At 40.4% G+C, this 22,145-nt stretch carries 16 protein-coding genes and 2 pseudogenes; 16 read left to right on the forward strand and 2 right to left on the reverse strand.

Annotation, left to right across the window (positions count from 1 at the left end; genetic code table 11):
- Positions 1-65 precede the first annotated feature (65 nt).
- The 6 genes from HT715_RS00360 to pheT all read left to right on the forward strand — a co-directional run bounded on the left by HT715_RS00360 (position 66) and on the right by pheT (position 8,818).
- Positions 66-905: a PRD domain-containing protein gene (locus HT715_RS00360; protein WP_000584535.1), complete on the forward strand. Its 840-nt coding sequence runs from the start codon at positions 66-68 to the stop codon at positions 903-905.
- 17 nt (positions 906-922) lie between these two features.
- Positions 923-2,761 carry a beta-glucoside-specific PTS transporter subunit IIABC gene (locus HT715_RS00365; RefSeq protein WP_138706549.1) on the forward strand — a complete coding sequence of 613 codons (1,839 nt, stop codon included), beginning with the start codon at positions 923-925 and terminating at the stop codon, positions 2,759-2,761.
- A gap of 12 nt (positions 2,762-2,773) precedes the next feature.
- Entirely contained in the window at positions 2,774-4,189 is a 1,416-nt protein-coding gene (locus HT715_RS00370) for a glycoside hydrolase family 1 protein (RefSeq protein ID WP_023936630.1), read from the forward strand.
- A 591-nt stretch (positions 4,190-4,780) separates the two neighbouring features.
- Positions 4,781-5,827, forward strand: coding sequence for a phenylalanine--tRNA ligase subunit alpha (gene pheS, locus HT715_RS00375; RefSeq protein ID WP_001818763.1), 1,047 nt, complete (start codon positions 4,781-4,783; stop codon positions 5,825-5,827).
- Positions 5,827-6,336: an N-acetyltransferase gene (locus HT715_RS00380; RefSeq protein ID WP_000619957.1), complete on the forward strand. Its 510-nt coding sequence runs from the start codon at positions 5,827-5,829 to the stop codon at positions 6,334-6,336. Before pheS ends, HT715_RS00380 begins: the two co-directional genes overlap by 1 nt.
- A 76-nt stretch (positions 6,337-6,412) precedes the next feature.
- Entirely contained in the window at positions 6,413-8,818 is a 2,406-nt protein-coding gene (gene pheT, locus HT715_RS00385) for a phenylalanine--tRNA ligase subunit beta (RefSeq protein WP_138702720.1), read from the forward strand.
- Positions 8,819-8,885: 67 nt separating this feature from the next.
- On the opposite strand, the gene HT715_RS00390 is transcribed toward pheT, so the two are convergent.
- Positions 8,886-9,887 carry an endonuclease/exonuclease/phosphatase family protein gene (locus tag HT715_RS00390; protein ID WP_138706548.1) on the reverse strand — a complete coding sequence of 334 codons (1,002 nt, stop codon included), beginning with the start codon at positions 9,885-9,887 and terminating at the stop codon, positions 8,886-8,888.
- A gap of 155 nt (positions 9,888-10,042) precedes the next feature.
- Here HT715_RS00390 and HT715_RS00395 point away from each other — a divergent pair.
- From HT715_RS00395 to HT715_RS00440, 10 genes and pseudogenes are all read left to right on the forward strand, one after another.
- A pseudogene (locus HT715_RS00395) lies at positions 10,043-10,531 on the forward strand (IS30 family transposase); the annotation flags it as partial.
- Between the two features lie 58 nt (positions 10,532-10,589).
- On the forward strand, positions 10,590-10,883 hold the full coding sequence (locus HT715_RS00400) for a helix-turn-helix transcriptional regulator (protein WP_000797748.1): 294 nt from the start codon (positions 10,590-10,592) through the stop codon (positions 10,881-10,883).
- A 394-nt stretch (positions 10,884-11,277) separates the two neighbouring features.
- Complete coding sequence (gene metE / locus HT715_RS00405; protein WP_138704532.1) at positions 11,278-13,527, forward strand: 5-methyltetrahydropteroyltriglutamate--homocysteine S-methyltransferase; 2,250 nt, start codon at positions 11,278-11,280, stop codon at positions 13,525-13,527.
- Positions 13,528-13,629: 102 nt separating this feature from the next.
- A complete protein-coding gene (gene metF / locus HT715_RS00410) occupies positions 13,630-14,496 on the forward strand; it encodes a methylenetetrahydrofolate reductase [NAD(P)H] (RefSeq protein ID WP_138702724.1) in 867 nt (288 codons plus the stop codon).
- A gap of 829 nt (positions 14,497-15,325) precedes the next feature.
- Positions 15,326-17,539 carry a polyribonucleotide nucleotidyltransferase gene (pnp, locus tag HT715_RS00415; RefSeq protein WP_138707312.1) on the forward strand — a complete coding sequence of 738 codons (2,214 nt, stop codon included), beginning with the start codon at positions 15,326-15,328 and terminating at the stop codon, positions 17,537-17,539.
- 15 nt (positions 17,540-17,554) lie between these two features.
- A complete protein-coding gene (gene cysE, locus HT715_RS00420; RefSeq protein ID WP_023933244.1) occupies positions 17,555-18,172 on the forward strand; it encodes a serine O-acetyltransferase in 618 nt (205 codons plus the stop codon).
- Positions 18,173-18,183: 11 nt separating this feature from the next.
- A complete protein-coding gene (locus tag HT715_RS00425) occupies positions 18,184-19,068 on the forward strand; it encodes a GNAT family N-acetyltransferase (RefSeq protein ID WP_138704530.1) in 885 nt (294 codons plus the stop codon).
- 81 nt (positions 19,069-19,149) lie between these two features.
- Positions 19,150-20,493 carry a cysteine--tRNA ligase gene (gene cysS / locus HT715_RS00430; protein WP_023936644.1) on the forward strand — a complete coding sequence of 448 codons (1,344 nt, stop codon included), beginning with the start codon at positions 19,150-19,152 and terminating at the stop codon, positions 20,491-20,493.
- Positions 20,486-20,872 (forward strand): Mini-ribonuclease 3, encoded by a 387-nt coding sequence (locus HT715_RS00435; protein ID WP_000567930.1) that lies wholly within the window; start codon positions 20,486-20,488, stop codon positions 20,870-20,872. The genes cysS and HT715_RS00435 overlap by 8 nt, the downstream gene beginning before the upstream one ends.
- Before the next feature lie 3 nt (positions 20,873-20,875).
- Positions 20,876-21,760, forward strand: coding sequence for a PucR family transcriptional regulator (locus HT715_RS00440; protein ID WP_000988345.1), 885 nt, complete (start codon positions 20,876-20,878; stop codon positions 21,758-21,760).
- Positions 21,761-21,886: 126 nt separating this feature from the next.
- Here the strand turns inward: HT715_RS00440 and HT715_RS00445 are convergent.
- Positions 21,887-22,087, reverse strand: a pseudogene (locus tag HT715_RS00445) (helix-turn-helix domain-containing protein); the annotation flags it as partial.
- Between the last annotated feature and the right edge of the window lie 58 nt (positions 22,088-22,145).

Raw genomic sequence — 22,145 nt, forward strand, 5'->3', positions numbered from 1 at the left:
ATCACATCGGAAGAAGTTTCTTGATGTTTTTAAGTAGGTTCCTTTTATTTTAAAAGGGAAATTTTATGATCATAAAACGAATACTAAACCACAATGCCGTAATTGCGCAAAGTAAAAAAGATATCGATATTCTTCTTTTTGGAAGGGGCATAGCTTTTGGAAGAAAAACTGGAGATAAAGTAAATCCAATTGATATTGAGAAAAGTTTTTTTCTCAAAAATAGAGATAATATGACCCGTTTTACAGAGATGTTTATTAACGTTCCTTTGGAGTTGGTGTACATTACCGAAAAAATAATTAACCTAGGTAAAATAACATTGGGTAATAATTTTGATGAAATTATCTATATTAATTTAACGGATCATATTTCTTCGAGCATAGAACGTTATAAAGAAGGGATTATTATTTCGAATCCCCTACGCTGGGAAATCTCGAAATATTATAAAGAAGAATTTGAGCTTGGGAAAAGGGCTTTACAAATAATAAAAAAAGAGTTAGGTATTGAACTTCCAATTGACGAAGCTGCATTCATAGCGCTACATTTTGTTAATGCTAATTTAGAAAATAATTTTCAAGAGTCGTATAAAATCACTGAAATAATTATGGGAATTGAGAAAATCATTCAAGATTTCTATTGTACTGAGTTTAACCAAGATTCTATTGATTATTATAGATTCATAACTCATATAAAATTATTTGCCCATCGCTTGGTTGAAAATACAACTTATTGTGACGATGATGATGAAGACTTGTTAGCATTAATGAAAAATAAATATCCTAGAGAATATGAATGTGGTGAACAGGTGGCAATGTTTATACAAACTGAGTACAATTATTTGCTGACTTCTAGTGAATTAGTTTATTTGATGGCTCATATTCGTCGCTTAACAAAAAATTTAGATTAATAGAATAGGAGAATACCATGAGTTATAAAGATAAGGTACAAAAAATCCTCGATGTAATTGGAGGTGAAAAAAATGTCAATAGAGTTACCCATTGTGTAACACGTTTAAGATTAGAATTAAAAGATGAAAATTTAGTCAATGATGATGATGTGAAGAAGATACCAGGTGTAATAGGTATTATGAAAAAGAATGGGCAATATCAAATTATACTTGGTAATGATGTAGCTAATTATTATAAAGAATTCGTTAAACTTGGCAATTTTGAATCCGATTCAGTTAATCAAGGGTACAAAGGGAATATTTTAGAAAGAATCATTGAGTATATCGCTGGTTCCATGACTCCAATCATTCCAGCAATGTTAGGGGGAGGTATGTTGAAAGTCTTGGTAATCATTTTACCAATGCTTGGTATATTGCAATCAGATTCTCAGACTATTGCTTTTTTGACATTTTTTGGGGATGCTCCATATTATTTCTTACCGCTGTTATTAGCTTATTCTGCATCACAAAAATTAAAAGTAACATCTACATTAGCTATGTCTGTAGCAGGTGTACTTCTCCATCCAAATTTTGTTCAAATGGTGCAATCAGGGAATCCTCTTAGTTTATTTGGTGCACCTGTGACACCAGCTAGTTATGGTTCATCAGTCGTTCCAATTCTTATTATGGTTTGGTTGATGAAATATATTGAAAAAATAATTGCTAAATTAACACCAGCTATTACTAAGAGTTTTTTGCAACCTACGCTAGTATTATTAGTATCAAGCTGTATTGCCTTAGTTGTAGTCGGACCTATTGGAGTAATTGTTGGTGAAGGATTATCAAATCTAGTTGGGCAAATGTATGGTGTAGCTGGATGGCTTACATTAGCTATTCTTGGTGCTATTATGCCATTTATTGTTATGACTGGAATGCATTGGGCTTTTGCACCTATTTTTTTGGCGGCATCTATTGCTACTCCAGACGTATTAATTCTTCCAGCAATGTTAGGGTCAAACTTAGCTCAAGGGGCTGCTTCGATGGCTGTTGCATTAAAGAGTAAAAATAATAATACAAAACAAATTGCTTTTGCAGCAGGTTTCTCAGCCTTACTTGCAGGGATTACCGAACCTGCATTATATGGTGTGACTTTAAAATATAAAAAACCGCTTTATGCAGCTATGATTGGTGGTGGATTAGCGGGATTATTTGCAGGTCTTACTAGTGTTAAAGCATATCTATTTGCTGTCCCATCTTTGATAGCGTTGCCTCAATTTATTTATTCTGATGTGCCATCAAATATTGTAAATGCTTTAATTGTGGCAGTCATTTCGGTTGTTATTACCTTTGTATTAGCTTATATATTTGGAATCGATGAAGAAGGGAGTTCTAGCAATTTAGAAGTTGAAGTTGGAGTTTCAAATAAAAAAATGATATTTTCTCCTATATCAGGAGAAATCATTCCGTTAAGCGATGTCCAGGATAAAACATTTTCAGATAAACTAATTGGAGACGGAGTAGCGATTATCCCAAGTGAAGGTAAGGTTTATGCACCATTTGATGGGAAAATTACAAATATTTTTCCGACTAAGCACGCAATTGGATTGAAGAGTGATGAGGGTGTTGAGTTACTAATTCATATTGGATTAGATACTGTTGAGCTAAAAGGTCAAGGTTTTATTAGTCATGTAGAAGAAGGAGACAGAGTTTTCAAAAATCAGTTGATTTTTGAAATGGACTTGAATTTAATCAAGACTAAAGGCTACGAAACAGTTACACCAGTAATTGTAACGAATACCAATGATTTTCTAGATGTATTAGTATTACCTAATAATCAGACAATCGAGCATTCTAAGGAATTACTGGTAATATTATAATGGAGGAAAGTTATGACCATTTTTCCAGATGATTTTCTTTGGGGTGGAGCTGTTGCAGCTAATCAAGTAGAGGGAGCATATAATGAAGATGGTAAGGGCTTATCAGTTCAGGATGTGTTACCCAAAGGTGGATTAGGAGAAGCAACAGAAAATCCTACAGAAGATAACTTAAAATTGATAGGTATTGATTTTTATCATAAATATAAGGAAGATATATCCTTGTTTTCTGAAATGGGCTTTAATGTTTTTCGTACTTCTATTGCATGGAGTAGAATTTTTCCAAAAGGAGATGAGGAAGAACCTAACGAAGCTGGGTTGAAATATTATGATGAATTGTTTGATGAACTACATGCTCACGGGATAGAACCACTTGTAACTCTTTCACACTATGAGACTCCATTATATTTAGCAAGAAAATATCATGGATGGATTGATAGGAGAATGATTCATTTTTATGAAAAATTTGCTCGAACAGTTTTAGAAAGGTATAAAGATAAAGTTAAATATTGGCTTACATTTAACGAAGTAAACTCTGTTTTGGAATTACCGTTTATTAGTGGAGGAATAGATATACCTAAGGAGAATCTTTCGAAACAAGAATTATATCAAGCTATACATCATGAATTAGTCGCCTCGAGTTTGGTTACAAAAATTGCTCGTGAGATTAATTCAGAGTTTAAGGTGGGGTGTATGGTATTAGCTATGCCAGCTTATCCAATGACTCCAAATCCAAAAGATGTATGGGCGACTCATGAGTATGAGAATCTAAATTATCTATTTTCAGATGTGCATGTTAGAGGTTATTATCCGAATTATGCAAAAAGATATTTTAAGGAACATGACATTAACATAGAGTTTGCAGCTGAAGATGCAGAGTTATTAAAAAATTATACTGTAGATTTTTTATCCTTTAGCTATTACATGAGTGTGACTCAATCTGCTCTTCCAACACAGTATAATTCAGGAGAAGGGAATATTATTGGTGGCTTAGTAAATCCTTATTTAGAGTCTTCTGAGTGGGGATGGCAAATTGATCCAATTGGACTACGTATAATTTTAAATAGATATTATGACCGTTATCAAATCCCATTATTTATAGTGGAAAACGGATTAGGTGCTAAAGATCAACTAATAAAAGATGAATTTAATAACTTAACAGTCCAAGATGATTATAGAATTCAGTATATGAAAGAACATTTATTGCAAGTAGCTGAAGCTCTACAAGATGGTGTGGAAATTATGGGCTATACGTCTTGGGGATGTATTGACTGCGTTTCTATGTCCACTGCACAGCTTTCTAAGAGGTACGGTCTCATTTATGTTGATCGAAATGATGATGGAAATGGCACATTCAATCGATATAAGAAAATGTCCTTTACTTGGTATAAAGGAGTGATTGAATCAAATGGAGAATCCTTATTCAAATAGTTTGTTTATTGATGATTAGATATTATCACGGTTAAGGCAGCATCTCATTAAATATGAAATAAAGAGGTTTGGAAGACATCAAATTCTAAACCTCTTTATTTTATAGGGGGATTAATTAATTTAATTTTGTTACAGAGAGCCGATTATAAATAGTTAACTTAGGATAGATTGGTTATATATAGTAGACTGAATCTAAAATAGTACGAAACAATTGCTAAAACGTTTATAGAAATTAATTTTACTTTCCCAATCGATTTGTTTTCATCTTATTTCAATCCGCTATAAAGTTAGATAAGAATAAGCTAACAAGCAGAAGTAAGATAGGTCTTGCAAGAATGGTAAAAATCTGATAAACTAAGTAGTAATTGAATAGGAATCTGAAAGACTAGTAGCCCAAGGGAAGTATATCAGGGAGGAGAGCCGTGACTGCAAGCTCTCTATATGAAAGCTGGGTGAATTCACTTGCGCATGGATTTAGAAATGAAGGTCTGACTTGTCAGATGAAAACGGATGGTACCGCGTGTCAACGCTCCGAGTGGAGTTTTTGGCATGTGGTTTTCTTTTTATCTACGAGAGACTGATGGAGGAAATATGTCAACTATTGAAGAACAATTAAAAGCGCTTCGCGAAGAAACGCTGGCTAGCTTGAAGCAGATTACTGCTGGAAATGAAAAAGAGATGCAAGATTTGCGTGTCTCTGTCCTTGGTAAAAAGGGTTCGCTCACTGAAATCCTCAAAGGGATGAAAGATGTCTCTGCTGAGATGCGTCCAATCATCGGGAAACACGTCAATGAAGCTCGTGATGTCTTGACAGCTGCTTTTGAAGAAACAGCTAAGCTCTTGGAAGAAAAGAAAGTCGCGGCTCAACTGGCTAGCGAGAGTATCGATGTGACGCTTCCAGGTCGTCCAGTTGCGACTGGTCACCGTCACGTTTTGACACAAACCAGTGAAGAAATCGAAGATATCTTCATCGGTATGGGTTATCAAGTCGTGGATGGTTTTGAAGTGGAGCAAGACTACTATAACTTTGAACGTATGAACCTTCCAAAAGACCACCCAGCTCGTGATATGCAGGATACTTTCTATATCACTGAAGAAATCTTGCTCCGTACCCACACGTCTCCAGTTCAGGCGCGTGCTATGGATGCCCATGATTTTTCTAAAGGTCCTTTGAAGATGATCTCGCCAGGGCGTGTCTTCCGTCGCGATACGGACGATGCGACCCACAGTCATCAATTCCACCAAATCGAAGGCTTGGTAGTTGGGAAAAATATCTCTATGGCTGATCTTCAAGGAACGCTTCAGTTGATTGTCCAAAAAATGTTTGGTGAAGAGCGTCAAATTCGTTTGCGTCCATCTTACTTTCCATTCACAGAGCCATCTGTTGAGGTGGATGTTTCTTGCTTCAAATGTGGTGGAGAAGGCTGTAACGTATGTAAGAAAACAGGTTGGATCGAAATTATGGGGGCCGGTATGGTTCACCCACGTGTCCTTGAAATGAGTGGTATCGATGCGACTGTATACTCTGGCTTTGCCTTTGGTCTTGGACAAGAGCGTGTAGCTATGCTCCGTTATGGAATCAACGATATCCGTGGATTCTACCAAGGAGATGTCCGCTTCTCAGAACAGTTTAAATAATGATTAGAAAAGTAGAAATGGTAGATGTTGAGGTGTTGGCTAAAATTGCCAAACAAACCTTTCGTGAAACATTTGCTCATGATAATACGGAAGAGCAGTTACAGGAATACTTTGAAGAGGCTTATAGTCTGAGAGTTTTATCAACTGAGTTGGAAAATCCTGACTCCGAAACCTATTTCATTATGCATGAAGAGGAGATAGCTGGTTTTCTCAAAGTCAACTGGGGAAGTGCTCAAACTGAGAGAGAATTAGAGGACGCTTTTGAAATTCAACGCCTCTATGTGCTACAAAAATTCCAAGGATTTGGATTCGGTAAGCAACTGTTTGAATTTGCTCTTGAACTTGCTACAAAAAATAGTTTTTCTTGGGCTTGGTTAGGTGTTTGGGAGCATAATACAAAAGCTCAAGCGTTTTATAATCGATATGGTTTTGAAAAATTTAGCCAACATCATTTTATGGTTGGTCAAAAAGTAGATACGGATTGGTTACTGCGAAAGAAATTAAGGTAAGAAGAGGATTCTTCTATTGAAATGATAGGAAAGGAAAAGAACCAGTGTGGCAATGGTCATTCTGGAGAACTAAATTATGCTTGTATCTTATAAATGGTTAAAAGAATTGGTGGACATTGATGTGCCATCACAGGAGTTGGCTGAAAAAATGTCAACCACAGGGATCGAGGTAGAAGGTGTCGAATCACCGGCTGCTGGTCTCTCAAAAATTGTCGTCGGTGAGGTCTTGTCCTGCGAAGATGTGCCAGAAACTCACCTTCATGTTTGTCAGGTTAACGTTGGCGAAGAAGAAGCCCGTCAAATCGTCTGTGGTGCCCCAAATGTGCGTGCTGGTATCAAGGTTATGGTGGCTCTTCCAGGAGCTCGCATCGCTGACAACTACAAAATCAAAAAAGGAAAAATCCGTGGTTTAGAGTCACTTGGAATGATCTGTTCGCTTGGCGAATTGGGAATTTCTGACTCAGTTGTGCCTAAGGAATTCGCAGATGGCATCCAAATTTTGCCAGAAAATGCCGTTCCAGGTGAGGAAGTCTTCTCATACCTAGACTTGGATGATGAAATCATCGAACTGTCTATCACACCAAACCGTGCAGATGCCCTTTCTATGCGTGGAGTGGCTCACGAAGTGGCAGCTATCTATGACAAGGCAGTCAACTTTAAAGAATTTACTCTTTCAGAAACTGACCAAGCTGCAGCAGATGTTCTTTCTGTGGGCATTGATACAGACAAGGCGCCTTACTATGCAGCTCGTATCTTGGATAATGTGACGATTGCACCAAGTCCACAATGGTTGCAAAACCTTCTCATGAACGAAGGAATCCGTCCTATTAACAACGTAGTGGACGTGACAAACTACATCCTGCTCTACTTTGGTCAACCTATGCATGCCTTTGACTTGGATACCTTTGAAGGGACTGACATCCGTGTGCGTGAAGCGCGTGCTGGTGAAAAATTAGTGACTTTAGATGGTGAAGAACGTGACTTAGAGGTGAATGACTTAGTTATCACTGTCGCAGACAAACCAGTAGCCCTTGCAGGTGTCATGGGCGGTCAAGCAACAGAAATTTCTGAGAAATCTAGTCGTGTCGTCCTTGAAGCTGCAGTCTTCAACGGAAAATCTATCCGCAAGACTAGTGGTCGTCTTAACCTTCGTTCTGAGTCATCTTCTCGCTTTGAAAAAGGTATCAATGTGGCAACTGTTAACGAAGCCCTTGATGCGGCGGCTAGCATGATTGCAGAACTTGCAGGTGCGACGGTGCGTAAAGGTATCGTTTCAGCGGGTGAACTTGATACCTCTGATGTGGAAGTTTCTTCTACCCTTGCTGACGTCAACCGTGTCCTCGGAACTGAGCTTTCATACGCTGATGTAGAAGATGTCTTCCGTCGTCTTGGCTTTGGTCTTTCTGGAAATGCAGACAGCTTTACAGTCAGCGTCCCACGTCGTCGCTGGGATATCACTATCGAGGCAGACCTCTTTGAAGAAATCGCTCGTATCTATGGCTATGATCGCTTGCCAACCAGCCTTCCAAAAGACGATGGTACAGCTGGTGAATTGACTGCAACTCAAAAACTTCGCCGTCAAGTTCGTACCATTGCTGAAGGAGCAGGTTTGACAGAAATCATCACCTATGCTCTAACAACTCCTGAAAAAGCAGTTGAGTTTACGGCTCAACCAAGTAACCTTACTGAACTCATGTGGCCAATGACAGTGGACCGTTCTGTCCTCCGTCAAAATATGATTTCTGGTATCCTAGATACAGTTGCTTACAACGTGGCTCGTAAGAACAAAAACTTGGCTCTTTACGAGATTGGAAAAGTCTTTGAACAGATAGGCAATCCAAAAGAAGAACTTCCAAATGAGATCAACAGCTTTGCTTTTGCCTTGACAGGCTTAGTTGCTGAAAAAGATTTCCAAACAGCAGCAGTTCCAGTTGATTTCTTCTATGCTAAGGGAATCCTTGAAGCCCTATTTACTCGTTTGGGACTCCAAGTAACCTATATAGCAACATCTGAAATCGCTAGCCTTCATCCAGGTCGTACAGCCGTGATTTCACTCGGTGACCAAGTTCTTGGTTTCCTTGGCCAAGTGCATCCAGTCACTGCCAAGGCTTACGATATTCCAGAAACGTATGTAGCTGAGCTTAACCTTTCAGCTATCGAAGCTGCGCTTCAGCCAGCGACTCCATTTGTAGAAATCACCAAATTCCCAGCAGTCAGCCGTGACGTTGCCCTTCTCCTCAAGGCAGAAGTAACTCACCAAGAAGTTGTAGATGCTATCCAAGCTGCCGGCGTGAAACGTTTGACAGATATCAAACTCTTTGACGTCTTCTCAGGTGAGAAATTGGGACTTGGTATGAAGTCCATGGCTTATAGCTTGACCTTCCAAAATCCAGAAGATAGCTTAACGGACGAAGAAGTCGCACGATATATGGAAAAAATCCAAGCGTCGCTCGAAGAAAAAGTGAATGCAGAAGTGCGTTAAACGATAGTAGGATATAAATTCCCCCTCTAGTTTATGAACACTAGAGGGGTGATTTTATATAAAATAATTAAAATGTGATTTCTGTAAAAATACATCTATGATCAGAGTTTTGAAAACTTACAATGTCTAAATCTTTAACATAGTAGTGGTTTTTAGGCAATAAAATATGATCTATCGTTGCATTAAAAAGTTTTGGACTTTGGCTATTCCAAGTTCCTCTTTCAAAAGGTGGCAGTGCATTTAATGCGTCCCTATGAGAGCTTATTTTTGCAAGTGCTCCATGACGCATAGTTGCATTAAAATCACCTGCAATAATAGCCTTTGGATATTTTGAAGCCAATTGATTATGAATGATGGTTAAGTCTTGATTCCAGATTTCCATTAAACCTGGCAGAGGAGGAGCAGTATGCAAAGCAATGATATCTGGTATATCTTGTTTTCTCGAATGTAATACAATTGTCCCGAACCGTGTTGTATGAAAAGTTTCAGCTTTTGTATAGAAATCGTAACTTTTCTTGACAATCACAGTCACAGGAGCTATTCCACTGTCAGTAGGTGGAGAAGTAAAAATATCATAGTTGGCCATAGAAAGTCCAACTTGATGAAACAATAGTTTGATTCTCTGGTTTTCTTGCTTACCTCTGATATTGGTAGCTAGTTCAGGGAATATAGCCATATCGGCATCAAAATGGCTAAAAATTCGCTCAATATGTTGTGCTTCTATTTGATTAGCGACGTTCCAAGTTACTAATTTTAAGGTTTTAGTCTTATTTGATACGGAAGAAAGGGTTTTATCTGTTCCGAATAATAGTAATATGAACGATAGTAAGAGCAAGATGCTAGAATAAAACCGTATTTGTTTATTTTTCTTGTAAAAAGATAGGGAAAAAAATACGAAACTTAAAATAGAAACCATAGTTGCAGTAGCTAAGGGGAAGGCATAAATCTGTGCCAAGATAGGTCTGGTAGATAGCCAAATATTAAGATTAGAAGATGGAAAAAAAGAATAAGCTATGATAGGGATAGCAAAGAGAATGACAGAAAAGGCAGAGAGAAATATTTTAATCATTGTATGAGTACCTCGATTTGCAATGGTTGCTCGGAGCTAATGTGACTTTGTGACTTTACTCGATTGATATTCTTTTTATTGTCTTCCTTATAGATTAAGTACAACCCAAGTAAAAAAAGTCCAATTTAAGATTGAAATGATTAAAAGTCACGGAGATGCAAGACAATTATACTACAAAAGCCAAACATTTGACAATCGATAGCCGTCGCTTAATCGAACGATGGAAAAAAGAAGGGAAATCAAATAGAGAAATCGCCTCTTTACTTGGAAAAGCTCCTCAAACTATCCACACTGAAATCAAGCGTGGGACAGTCCGACAATGTCTTGGAAAAGGACGCTTTAAAGAGGTTTATTCTGCCGACTATGCTCAACAGTCTTATGAAAATAATCGCAAGCGCTCGGTCAAGAAATCAAGATTGACCAAGGAACTAAAGGAAAAGATTCTCCACTATCATAACCAAAAATTTTCGCCTGAAATGATGGTCAAGGCTAAGGGCGTTAACGTGGGAATTTCTACCATCTACTACTGGATCCATCATGGAAAATTAGGATTGTCAAAACAGGATCTGCTCTATCCTAGAAAAGGAAAAGCGCTTAAGAAACAAGCTAGCACCAATTTTAAACCCCCTGGTCAATCTATCGAATTATAATTCGCTCATTTTTTCAAAAAATACATAGACGTAAAAGAAAGAGGGTTAAGAGATGAAGAATAGTGCTATTGGGAGTAATTGGAAGGATGTCCGGTCTCAACTCTTTACCAAGGAGGAAATCCTTGAAAGTGATATGCGAGTGGCTATCATGAGTGAGCTGATTGAAGCCAGGCATGAGCAAGGAATCAGTCAGAAAAAGCTAGAAGAACTTAGTGGAGTAAGCCAGCCTGTCATAGCTAGGATGGAAACAGGCAAGACTAGTCCTCAGTTGGACACAGTCTTAAAAGTCCTAGCCAGTTTGGGAAAGACACTAGCAGTCGTCCCACTCGAACAGGAAAAGAGTTGATTAGAGTAGACTCATACTCAATGAAAATCAAAGAGCAAACTAGGAAACTAGCCGCAGGTTGCTCANNTAAGACTGACGAAGTCAGTAACCATATGTCTAAGGCAAGGCGACGTTGACGCGGTTTGAAGAGATTTTCGAAGAGTATTATAGTCTTTTCTAATAACAAGCCATAGTCACTTATAAGAATTACTAATAAAGCGTTTGAAGAGCATAACTGAAATAAAGCTATAAAACACGCTATACAAAGGATTTGAGGCATTTGTCTCAGGTCTTTTTCTTTTGTTTAAAACAGATATATAGTTTCAAACTATATCAAAGCCTAATTTTTTACAATTATACAGATGATTTCTTTTCTGTTAAGATAGTTTCAACAACAAATTTTGGAGGACACATCATGTCAACTACAATCATCGGTTTCCCTCGTTTGGGTGAATTCCGCGAATTAAAATTTACAACTGAAAAATACTTTAGAAAAGAAATCTCAGAGGAAGAACTTTTAGCAGCAGCAAAAGACTTGCGTGCTAAACACTGGAACATTGTCAAAGAAAAAGGCATCACTGAAATCCCATCAAATGACTTTTCTCACTATGACAACTTCCTAGATGCAGCTTTCCTTTTCAACGTGGTACCTGCTTCAGTTCAAAACTTGGACTTGTCTGACCTTGAGCGCTACTTCGCTTTGGGACGTGGTTACCAAGGAGAAAAAGGGGACGTTCGCGCCCTCCCAATGAAGAAATGGTTTAACACTAACTACCACTACATCGTTCCTAAATTTGAAAAAGACACTCAAGTCAAACTTGCAGGTCACAAGATTTTTGATGAGTTCCAAGAAGCCAAAGAACTTGGTCTCAACACTCGTCCTGTTCTTGTAGGTCCCTTCACTTTCCTTCAATTGTCAGACTTTGAAGAAGGCGTGAAAGCAGACGACTTCGTAGATAGCTTAGTGGCTACTTACCAAGAAGTTTTTGCTAAATTGGCTGAACTTGGTGCAACTCGCATCCAATTGGATGAAGCGGCTCTTGTAAAAGACTTGACAGCTGAAGAAAAAGCTCTCTTCTTGAACCTTTACAACAAACTCTTGGCTGACAAAAAAGGTCTTGAAGTCTTGCTTCAAACTTATTTCGGTGATGTTCGTGACGTATACGCTGACCTTGTAAACTTGCCAGTAGATGCTATCGGTCTTGACTTTGTTGAAGGTAAGAAAACTCTTGAACTCGTTAAAGGTGGCTTCCCAGCTGACAAGACTCTCTATGCAGGTATTGTCAATGGTAAAAACATCTGGCGCAACAACTACGAAAAGAGCTTGGCTGTTCTTGAGCAAATCCCAGCTGAAAACATCGTTTTGACAAGCTCATGCTCACTTCTTCATGTGCCATTTACAACAGCTAACGAAGAATTTGAACCAGCTATCTTGAACCACTTTGCCTTTGCAGTTGAAAAATTGGATGAAATCCGTGACTTGGATGCTATCCGCAATGGTCAAGGTTCAGAAGCTCTTGCAGCCAACAAAGAACTCTTTGCGACTGAGCGTGTTGGTGAAAATGCTGAACTTCGTGCGCGTATCGCTGGCTTGACAGACACAGACTACACTCGTTTGCCAGCCTTTGCAGAACGTGAAGCTATCCAAGAAGAAGCTTTCAAACTTCCAGCTCTTCCAACAACAACGATTGGTTCATTCCCTCAAACAAAAGAAGTTCGTGCCAAACGTTTGGCTTACCGTAAAGGTGAATTGTCTCAAGAAGAGTACGACGCTTTCCTTGCTGAAACGATCGATGAATGGATCAAGTGGCAAGAAGATATTGACTTTGATGTCCTTGTTCACGGTGAATTTGAGCGTAATGACATGGTTGAGTACTTCGGTCAAAACTTGTCAGGATACCTCTTCTCTAAAAATGGTTGGGTACAATCATACGGTATGCGTGGGGTTAAACCACCAATCATCTGGGGTGATGTCACTCGTCTTAACCCTATCACTGTTAAATGGTCTAGCTATGCACAAAGCCGTACAAACAAACCTGTTAAGGGTATGTTAACTGGACCTGTTACCATCCTTAACTGGTCATTCCCACGTGAAGACATCTCTATCAAGGATTCAACTCTTCAAATCGCCTTTGCTATCAAGGATGAAGTGCTTGACCTTGAAGCTGCTGGTGTGAAAATCATCCAAATCGACGAGGCTGCTCTTCGTGAGAAATTGCCGCTCCGTCGTAGCGACTGGTACGAAGACTACCTTGACTGGGCAATTCCTGCCTTCCGCTTGGTACACTCAACAGTAGCGCCAGACACACAAATCCACACTCACATGTGTTACTCAGAATTTACAGATATCATCCCAGCTATCGACAACATGGATGCAGACGTTATTTCCTTTGAAGCTAGTCGTTCAAACCTTGAAATCTTGGACGAACTCAAAGCGAAAAACTTCCAAACAGAAGTGGGACCTGGGGTTTACGATATCCACTCACCTCGTGTGCCGAACGAAGGCGAAATCGACCACACAATCGAAGCCATCCTTGCTAAAGTACCAAGCAAGAAAGTTTGGATCAACCCTGACTGTGGTTTGAAAACACGTGGTATTCCAGAAACAAAAGAAAGCTTGATCCGCCTTGTTGAAGCAGCTAAAGCTGCGCGTGAGAGATTGTAAGATAGGATTTCTCAAGAAGCGCTGTTTGGTTAATCAGCTTGTTTCACTTGGATTCTAGGAATCCAGCTAACGAAAAAAATCAACTAGAAAAGGTTATTACATATGTCACGCCAAACACCGTCACTCTCATTTGAAGTGTTCCCTCCAAACCCAGCCGTGGGTAATGATAACATTATTTCTGCTCTTCAAGATATGCAGGAGTTGACTCCCCACTTTATCAGTGTAACTGCCAGCAATAATAAATTTAATATCAAGGAAACGACGGTCCGTTTGGCTGACTTTATCCAAAATGACTTGGCGATTCCGACCATTGCCCACTTGCCAGCCATCTATTTGACTAAGGACAAGGTTGCTGAAACAATTGCTGACTTGGACGAGGTTGGTGTGCAGAAAATCTTGGCTCTTCGTGGGGATATTATTCCAGATGTAGAACCGCAAAAGGATTTCCGCTATGCAACGGACTTGATTGAGTTTATCAAGGAACAAGCCCCTCACTTTGATATTATTGGAGCTTGCTATCCAGAAGGTCATCCAGATTCGCCAAATCAGATTTCAGATATCCAAAATCTCAAGAAGAAAGTGGATGCAGGTTGCTCGAGCCTTGTAACTCAGCTTTTCTTTGACAATGAGCGCTTCTATGATTTCCAAGACAAGTGTATCTTGGCTGGGATTGATGTTCCAATTCATGCAGGGATTATCCCAATTCTGAATCGAAATCAGGCTCTCCGCCTCTTGAAGACTTGTGAGAATATCCATCTTCCACGCAAATTTAAAGCCATCTTAGACAAGTATGAGCATGACCCTGAGTCGCTCAGAGCAGCAGGACTTGCCTATGCAGTGGACCAAATCGTGGACTTGGTAACTCAGGATGTTGCAGGTGTGCATCTCTACACTATGAACAATGCTGAAACAGCAAAATACATCCATCAAGCAACCCATGCCTTGTTTAATCATCAGTCTCTAGGATAATAAAAAGAAAACCATTCTTCTCAAGTGAGGGGAATGGTTCCTTTTTAATGGTAAAGACCGCACTTTTTAAGAAAAATATGATAAAATAGACTCTGTACGTACTTGATACAAAGATGAGGGTGTTTAGGTTTTAGAAGTTTGTTTAAAGTTGATTATTTTTTAAGCAAAATCTGATAATGTGTGTCTCAAAAAACACGAACGGAGTGAGTATTTAAAAGATATTTCACGCTATCGTGGTATCTTAGATGATAACAATATTATTATCTAAGGCAGGATTTTTGAGAGTAAAATAGTTCGGGAAACTATTTTAGCCTGAGCATAGAAATAAAAAGGCGAAGTAATTAAAAATTACCATTGAAATTCCGTTGGATTTCTAAAATCATCCACTGGATAATTTTAGCTCCCGTCCGCACTATTCCAGGGAAATATCAAAAAGATACTTAATTGAATTTTGGCCTCATTCCTTAGGAAAAAAGATAAGCTTCCTAGCACTCATCGAGTGCGGCGTCACCTTCCTATTTTTCTACAGAAATGTTCGGCAAGCCGAACCGTCCAAAATATCTTGCGTAACTGAACACGCCTACAACTCTGTGGAAAAAGATAAATCTACCTAGGAGCATTCGCTCCGTCGTTCGATTTCCTATTTTCCTTTGAGTTGCTTGACCTTGAGTAATTGAACCCGTCCGAAAAGCTATGTAAAAAAGATAAACTGTCTTGTCTTCATCGAAGACTTCGTCAGTTTCCTATTTTCCTTTGAGTTGCTTAACGGCTTGGTATCTTGATCTTTGTAGGCAAGGCGTATAATTTCATCAATCCAAAGGGGATTAAAATGACAAAACAAGTGTTTCAAACGACTTTTGCGGGTCGTGAGTTAATTGTAGAGACTGGTCAGGTTGCTAAGCAAGCAAATGGCGCAGTTGTCGTGCGTTACGGTGAGTCAACTGTCTTGACTGCTGCCGTTATGTCTAAGAAAATGGCAACTGGGGATTTCTTCCCTCTTCAAGTCAACTACGAAGAAAAAATGTATGCAGCTGGGAAGTTTCCTGGTGGCTTTATGAAACGTGAAGGACGTCCTTCAACGGATGCGACATTGACAGCGCGTTTGATTGACCGTCCGATTCGTCCTATGTTTGCGGAAGGTTTCCGTAATGAAGTCCAAGTGATTAACACCGTGCTTTCTTATGATGAAAATGCATCTGCACCAATGGCTGCTATGTTTGGTTCATCCTTGGCACTGTCTATTTCAGATATTCCATTTGACGGCCCAATCGCTGGGGTGCAAGTGGGCTATGTAGATGGTCAAATCATTATCAACCCAAGTCAAGAACAAGCAGAGCAATCTCTTCTTGAATTGACAGTAGCTGGAACCAAGCACGCTATCAACATGGTAGAGTCTGGTGCCAAAGAATTGTCAGAAGAAATCATGTTGGAAGCGCTTCTTAAAGGGCACGAAGCTGTCAAAGAATTGATTGCCTTCCAAGAAGAAATCGTTGCTGCTGTCGGTAAAGAAAAAGCAGAAGTGGAATTGCTTCACGTGGCTGCTGAATTGCAGGCAGAAATCATCTCAGCTTACAACAGTGACCTCCAAAAAGCGGTTCAAGTAGAAGAAAAATTGGCTCGTGAAGCTGCTACTCAAGCAGTTAAAGACCAAGTGACTGCTGTTTATGAAGAAAAATATGCAGACCACGAAGAATTTGACCGTATCATGCGTGATGTGGCTGAAATCTTGGAACAAATGGAACACGCAGAAGTGCGACGTTTAATTACAGAAGACAAGGTGCGTCCTGATGGTCGTAAGGTCGATGAAATCCGTCCTTTGGATGCGGTTGTTGACTTCCTTCCTCGTGTGCACGGCTCCGGTCTCTTCACTCGTGGACAAACTCAGGCTCTTTCAGTCTTGACCTTGGCTCCGATGGGAGAAACTCAAATCATTGATGGTTTGGATCCAGAGTACAAGAAACGCTTTATGCACCACTATAACTTTCCACAATACTCTGTAGGGGAAACTGGTCGTTACGGTGCGCCAGGTCGTCGTGAAATCGGTCACGGTGCTCTCGGTGAACGTGCTCTTGCTCAAGTCTTGCCAAGCTTGGAAGAATTCCCATACGCTATCCGCCTAGTAGCAGAAGTTTTGGAATCAAACGGTTCTTCATCTCAAGCCTCTATCTGTGCGGGTACTCTTGCCCTTATGGCTGGTGGTGTGCCAATCAAGGCGCCAGTAGCAGGGATTGCCATGGGACTTATCTCAGATGGAAATAACTACACAGTCTTGACAGATATCCAAGGTTTGGAAGATCACTTTGGAGACATGGACTTCAAGGTTGCCGGAACTCGTGACGGGATTACAGCCCTTCAAATGGATATTAAGATTCAAGGGATTACTGCAGAAATCTTGACTGAGGCCCTTGCTCAAGCCAAGAAAGCGCGTTTTGAAATCCTTGATGTCATTGAAGCAACCATTCCAGAAGTTCGTCCAGAATTGGCTCCAACTGCTCCGAAAATTGATACCATCAAGATTGATGTGGACAAGATTAAGATTGTCATCGGTAAGGGTGGAGAAACCATCGACAAGATTATCGCTGAAACAGGCGTTAAGATTGACATCGACGAAGAAGGTAACGTATCTATCTACTCTAGCGACCAAGATGCCATCAACCGTGCTAAAGAAATTATTGCTGGTTTGGTTCGTGAAGCTAAGGTGCACGAAGTTTACCGTGCTAAAGTCGTTCGTATCGAGAAATTTGGTGCCTTTGTTAACCTCTTTGATAAGACAGATGCTCTTGTTCATATCTCGGAGATGGCTTGGACTCGTACCAATCGTGTAGAGGATTTGGTAGAAATCGGGGATGAAGTTGATGTTAAGGTTATCAAGATTGATGAAAAAGGCCGTATCGATGCCTCTATGAAGGCTCTTCTACCTCGTCCGCCAAAACCTGAGCATGATGAAAAAGGTGAAAAGTCTGAGCGCCCTCACCGCCCACGTCATCACAAGGATCACAAACCTAAGAAAGAATTTACAGAAATACCAAAAGATTCAGAGTAAGAAAAGGAGAAATGTATGGGGTGGTGGCGCGAAACCATTGATATCGTAAAAGAAAATGATCCAGCGGCCCGCACCACTTTGGAGGTTTTGCTGACTTATCCAGGTGTCAAGGCCTTGGCGGCCCACCGTCTCTCGCATTTTCTCTGGAAGTACGACTTCAAACTCCTGGCTCGTATGCACAGTCAGTTCTGGCGCTTTTGGACTCAGATTGAGATTCATCCAGGTGCCCAGATTGATTCAGGTGTCTTTATCGACCACGGTTCAGGCTTGGTTATTGGAGAAACAGCGATTGTTGAAAAAGGCGTTCTTCTTTATCACGGGGTGACTCTTGGTGGAACTGGTAAGGATGTTGGAAAACGCCATCCGACCGTTCGAAAGGGAGCTCTCATATCGGCTCATGCCCAAGTCATCGGACCAGTGGAAATCGGTGAAAATGCCAAGGTTGGTGCAGCAGCAGTTGTCGTGGCAGATGTACCTAGTGATGTGACGGTTGTCGGTATTCCGGCTAAGATTGTCCGCCTTCATGGTAAGAAGGATGAGCCTGTCATTCACGAAGTCGAAGAAAAACGAGAGTATTATGTTAATAAACTCGAGCAGGCTAAAGAAGCCAGTCATAGATCGTCTGGTTTGTAGAGGATACCTATATGATTCAAGCAAGAAACAAGTTAAGCCAAGAGGAGTTATCTGAGGCGAAAAAACTAATTAACTGTTGCCAAAACTATGACGGTACCTATCGTGATCCCTATCTCTCTAACATGCTTAATTTTGACCCAAACATGCCCGCCTTTTTCCTTTATTATGAAAAAGGCGAACTTGTTGGTCTCTTAACTGTTTATGCAGATGATCAAGATGTGGAAGTGACGATACTGGTTCATCCAGATCATCGCCGTCAGGGAATTGCGCGTGCTTTGTTTACGAGTTTTGAGAAAGAAACAGCTTCTTTCTCTATTTGTTCAGTCACTTTTCAGACAGAGCGTATTTTTCTAGAGCGTCATCCTGATTTTGTCAATAATTGGGGATTGGTCGAGGATGAAGAGACAGAAACCTGGTTAGGTAAGGATAGAAGACCATATCCGTTAGCAAATGTTTCCAATCTTGAAGTTTTGTTAGCAGATAGTTCGTATCAGGAGCAAATTAGCCAGTTAAAATTTCAGGCATTTTCAGAGGAACATGAATCTAGAGAAGTTGTGGATAGATATGTCGCTGAAGCTCTGAAGGATCCAGAAAGTCGCTTGTATATTTTGTTAAAAAACGGTGAGGTTATTGGAACTTGCACGGTAGATTTATCGACTAATACGAATTACTTCTACGGTTTAGCAATATTGGAACCTGAACGTGGGAAAGGCTATGGAAGCTACTTAGCAAAATCCCTCGTCAACCAACTAATTGAGCAAAATGACAAGGAATTTCAGATTGCAGTGGAAGATAGCAATGTAGGTGCCAAACGTTTGTATGAAAAAATTGGCTTTGTCAAACAGACTCAGGTGGTTTATCTGAATGAGAAAGGAGCAAGGGATTCCGAAGTGTAGAGATATTCGGACTGAAATTTACTTGAACTCTTAGTGATGAAACTAAGTGTTCTTTGATTTTGGTTTTCCTGATTATGATTTATGATTAAAATCTACGACACCATGTCTCGTGATTTGCGAGAATTTGTCCCGATTGAGGACGGCAAGATCAAGATGTATGTTTGTGGGCCAACGGTGTACAACTATATCCACGTGGGAAACGCCCGTTCAACGGTGGCTTTTGATACCATTCGTCGCTATTTTGAGTACCGTGGGTATAAGGTTGCCTATATTTCCAATTTTACAGATGTGGATGATAAGATAATCAACCGTGCCAGGGAAGAAGGCATCACGCCTCAGGAGGTTGCGGACAAGTACATCGCTGCCTTTCGTGAGGATGTGACGGCCTTGGGCGTCAAACCTGCGACTCGCCATCCGCGTGTGGTGGAGTTTATGGCAGACATCATCCGTTTTGTGGAAGACTTGATTGAGAAAGGCTTTGCCTATGAGAGTCAAGGAGATGTCTATTTCCGTGTGGAAAAATCCCACAACTATGCCAAATTGGCTAATAAAACCTTGGAAGATTTGGAGCTAGGTGCTTCAGGTCGTACCGATGAAGAAACGGCTCGTAAGGAAAATCCTGTGGACTTTGCATTATGGAAATCTTCCAAACCAGGTGAGATTTCTTGGGATAGTCCTTGGGGACCTGGACGTCCGGGTTGGCATATTGAGTGTTCAGTCATGTCGACAGAGATTTTAGGTGATACCATTGATATCCACGGTGGTGGAGCTGACCTAGAGTTTCCACACCACGCCAATGAAATTGCCCAGTCTGAAGCTAAAACAGGCAAGACTTTTGCTAACTACTGGATGCACAATGGCTTTGTCAATATCGACAATGTCAAAATGTCTAAGTCCTTGGGTAACTTCATTACGGTACACGATGCCCTTAAAACTCTTGATGGGCAAGTACTTCGTTTCTTCTTTGCGACCCAGCACTACCGTAAGCCTATCAACTTCACGGAAAAGGCAGTTCGCGATGCCGAGACCAATCTCAAGTATCTGAAGAATACTTATGAGCAACCATTTACAGGAAACGTGGATGCCCAAGAGTTACAAAACTTTAAAGATAAGTTTGTAGCAGCTATGGATGAAGATTTTAATGCTGCCAACGGTATCACAGTTGTCTTTGAAATGGCCAAATGGATCAACTCAGGGAACTATGATGCAAGTGTCAAGCAAGCTCTTGCAGATATGTTAGAAATTTTTGGAATTGTCTTTGTTGAGGAAGCTTTGGATGCAGAGATTGAAGACTTGATTCAAAAACGCCAAGAGGCGCGTGCCAATCGTGACTTTGCGACAGCAGACCAAATCCGTGATCAATTGGCTGCTCAGGGAATTAAGCTCCTTGACACCAAGGATGGAGTGAGGTGGACACGTGATTGATGTCAATCTCATTAATGGGATTGCGCTAGCCTTTGAAGGAGATGCGGTTTATTCCATGTATATTCGTCGTCACCTCATCCTCAAAGGCATGACCAAACCCAATAAACTCCATCAAGAAGCGACCAAGTATGTGTCGGCCAAAGCTCAGGCTCGCCTGATTTCCCTCATGTTAGAGGAGCAAGTCCTAACGGAAAGAGAAAAAGAAATCTACAAACGTGGCCGCAATACCAATAGCCACACAAAGGCTAAAAATGCCGATGTGGTGACTTACCGCATGTCCACAGGTTTTGAAGCTGTGATGGGCTATCTCCATATGACTGAAAATTTGGAACGTCTTGAGAGCTTGATTTGGTGGTGCATCCAAAAAGTGGAGGGCTAGGACATGATGACAAAAGAACTACAAGACTGGTTTCCTGAGGCTCAGATTTCAGACCAACCAGTAGAGAAAGAGGGCTATCTCACTCTCCCTTTAGCTTCTCAGCAGTGGATTTTGCTGGAGAAAGCTGGGCTCAGTGAGCGTGAAAAGCAGTTGATTTCCCTTTTGACCCAGCAGGAGCAGGCTCGTTCGCTCAATCCTTGGTATTCCTATCTGATTGAGGGGAAGGGTCAGGCACCGCAAACTTTTAAAAAGATTCAGTTGGTGTATTGCCATCTTTCCTATTTTCAGCAGGAAAATCTGGCTTCTTGGCTAGATATGATGCGGACTCTTTTTCCGAATTGTCAGACGGTGCTTCAGGTCGGAGCTCAGGATTATGTTTTCGTGCTGCAACAAGATAAGTACACCTCTGTACGTTCAATCTTATCTGATACGATTGAAGCGGTTGAGTATGACTTTGGACTTCGTCTCTCTATCATGTTAGGCCAGGTTTGGTCTCAGGCAAGACATCAAGCCCTATCAGACTTGATTAAAGCAGAGAGAGATTTGTTTAAGACTTGGTGGCGTCAGGGTCACCAAGGTGTTCATACTTTTTCACAGCTCTATCTTTGGAGTATGGGAGAAAGGCTCGTGGACTTGAAGCCAATCAAGGAATGTCTACACCAGATGATTTTGGACCAGGATCAGATTCAGGAAATCATTCTCTCCCTTTGGGAAAATAGTGCTGTCCTAACAAAAACAGCCCAGCAACTCTATCTGCACCGCAATTCTCTCCAATACAAAATTGATAAATGGGAAGAATTGACAGGGCTTCAGTTGAAAGAGTTGACCGACTTGACCTTGTGTTATCAATTGATTTTAGGTTCTTTGTCAACTATAGTTGGTTTGTAAAGAAGTTAATATTTGGAGAAGAGGATTGCCATCTTCTCCATTTTTATGTGCAGAGTTATAGTGGATTGAGGCTGTCAATCGAAAGTGATGATGTCCCAAAAAAATGGTGAGATTGAGGGCAATTATTTTGCTTTCATCAGGGATTGCATGTTTTGGTTTTCGATTTCTGTTTCCGTGTCTGAAGGCTTCTTTTCCTTTCTGTTGATAGGCTAGTAGCAGACGATTGATTTGTCTTTTAGAAAGATTGAGTTCGACACAGGCTCGATTCTTTGTTTTCTTTCCTTGGTCTATAGCTTTTATCACAAGATATTTTTTCGTTTCATTCATATTCAGTTGGATCCTTTTCATACGACTATTTTATCAAATGGGACATTTTCACGTTCGA

This window comes from Streptococcus sp. 4155 (assembly GCF_013276695.1).
In the GTDB taxonomy this organism is placed as follows: domain Bacteria; phylum Bacillota; class Bacilli; order Lactobacillales; family Streptococcaceae; genus Streptococcus; species Streptococcus pseudopneumoniae.

What these genes read in the sequence shown, in the direction of transcription:
- HT715_RS00360 (WP_000584535.1), top strand. Translation starts at nt 66, where the DNA reads ATGATCATAAAACGAATACTAAACCACAATGCCGTAATTGCGCAAAGT.
- HT715_RS00365 (WP_138706549.1), top strand. Translation starts at nt 923, where the DNA reads ATGAGTTATAAAGATAAGGTACAAAAAATCCTCGATGTAATTGGAGGT.
- HT715_RS00370 (WP_023936630.1), top strand. Translation starts at nt 2,774, where the DNA reads ATGACCATTTTTCCAGATGATTTTCTTTGGGGTGGAGCTGTTGCAGCT.
- pheS (WP_001818763.1), top strand. Translation starts at nt 4,781, where the DNA reads ATGTCAACTATTGAAGAACAATTAAAAGCGCTTCGCGAAGAAACGCTG.
- HT715_RS00380 (WP_000619957.1), top strand. Translation starts at nt 5,827, where the DNA reads ATGATTAGAAAAGTAGAAATGGTAGATGTTGAGGTGTTGGCTAAAATT.
- pheT (WP_138702720.1), top strand. Translation starts at nt 6,413, where the DNA reads ATGCTTGTATCTTATAAATGGTTAAAAGAATTGGTGGACATTGATGTG.
- HT715_RS00390 (WP_138706548.1), bottom strand. Translation starts at nt 9,887, where the DNA reads ATGATTAAAATATTTCTCTCTGCCTTTTCTGTCATTCTCTTTGCTATC.
- HT715_RS00400 (WP_000797748.1), top strand. Translation starts at nt 10,590, where the DNA reads ATGAAGAATAGTGCTATTGGGAGTAATTGGAAGGATGTCCGGTCTCAA.
- metE (WP_138704532.1), top strand. Translation starts at nt 11,278, where the DNA reads ATGTCAACTACAATCATCGGTTTCCCTCGTTTGGGTGAATTCCGCGAA.
- metF (WP_138702724.1), top strand. Translation starts at nt 13,630, where the DNA reads ATGTCACGCCAAACACCGTCACTCTCATTTGAAGTGTTCCCTCCAAAC.
- pnp (WP_138707312.1), top strand. Translation starts at nt 15,326, where the DNA reads ATGACAAAACAAGTGTTTCAAACGACTTTTGCGGGTCGTGAGTTAATT.
- cysE (WP_023933244.1), top strand. Translation starts at nt 17,555, where the DNA reads ATGGGGTGGTGGCGCGAAACCATTGATATCGTAAAAGAAAATGATCCA.
- HT715_RS00425 (WP_138704530.1), top strand. Translation starts at nt 18,184, where the DNA reads ATGATTCAAGCAAGAAACAAGTTAAGCCAAGAGGAGTTATCTGAGGCG.
- cysS (WP_023936644.1), top strand. Translation starts at nt 19,150, where the DNA reads ATGATTAAAATCTACGACACCATGTCTCGTGATTTGCGAGAATTTGTC.
- HT715_RS00440 (WP_000988345.1), top strand. Translation starts at nt 20,876, where the DNA reads ATGATGACAAAAGAACTACAAGACTGGTTTCCTGAGGCTCAGATTTCA.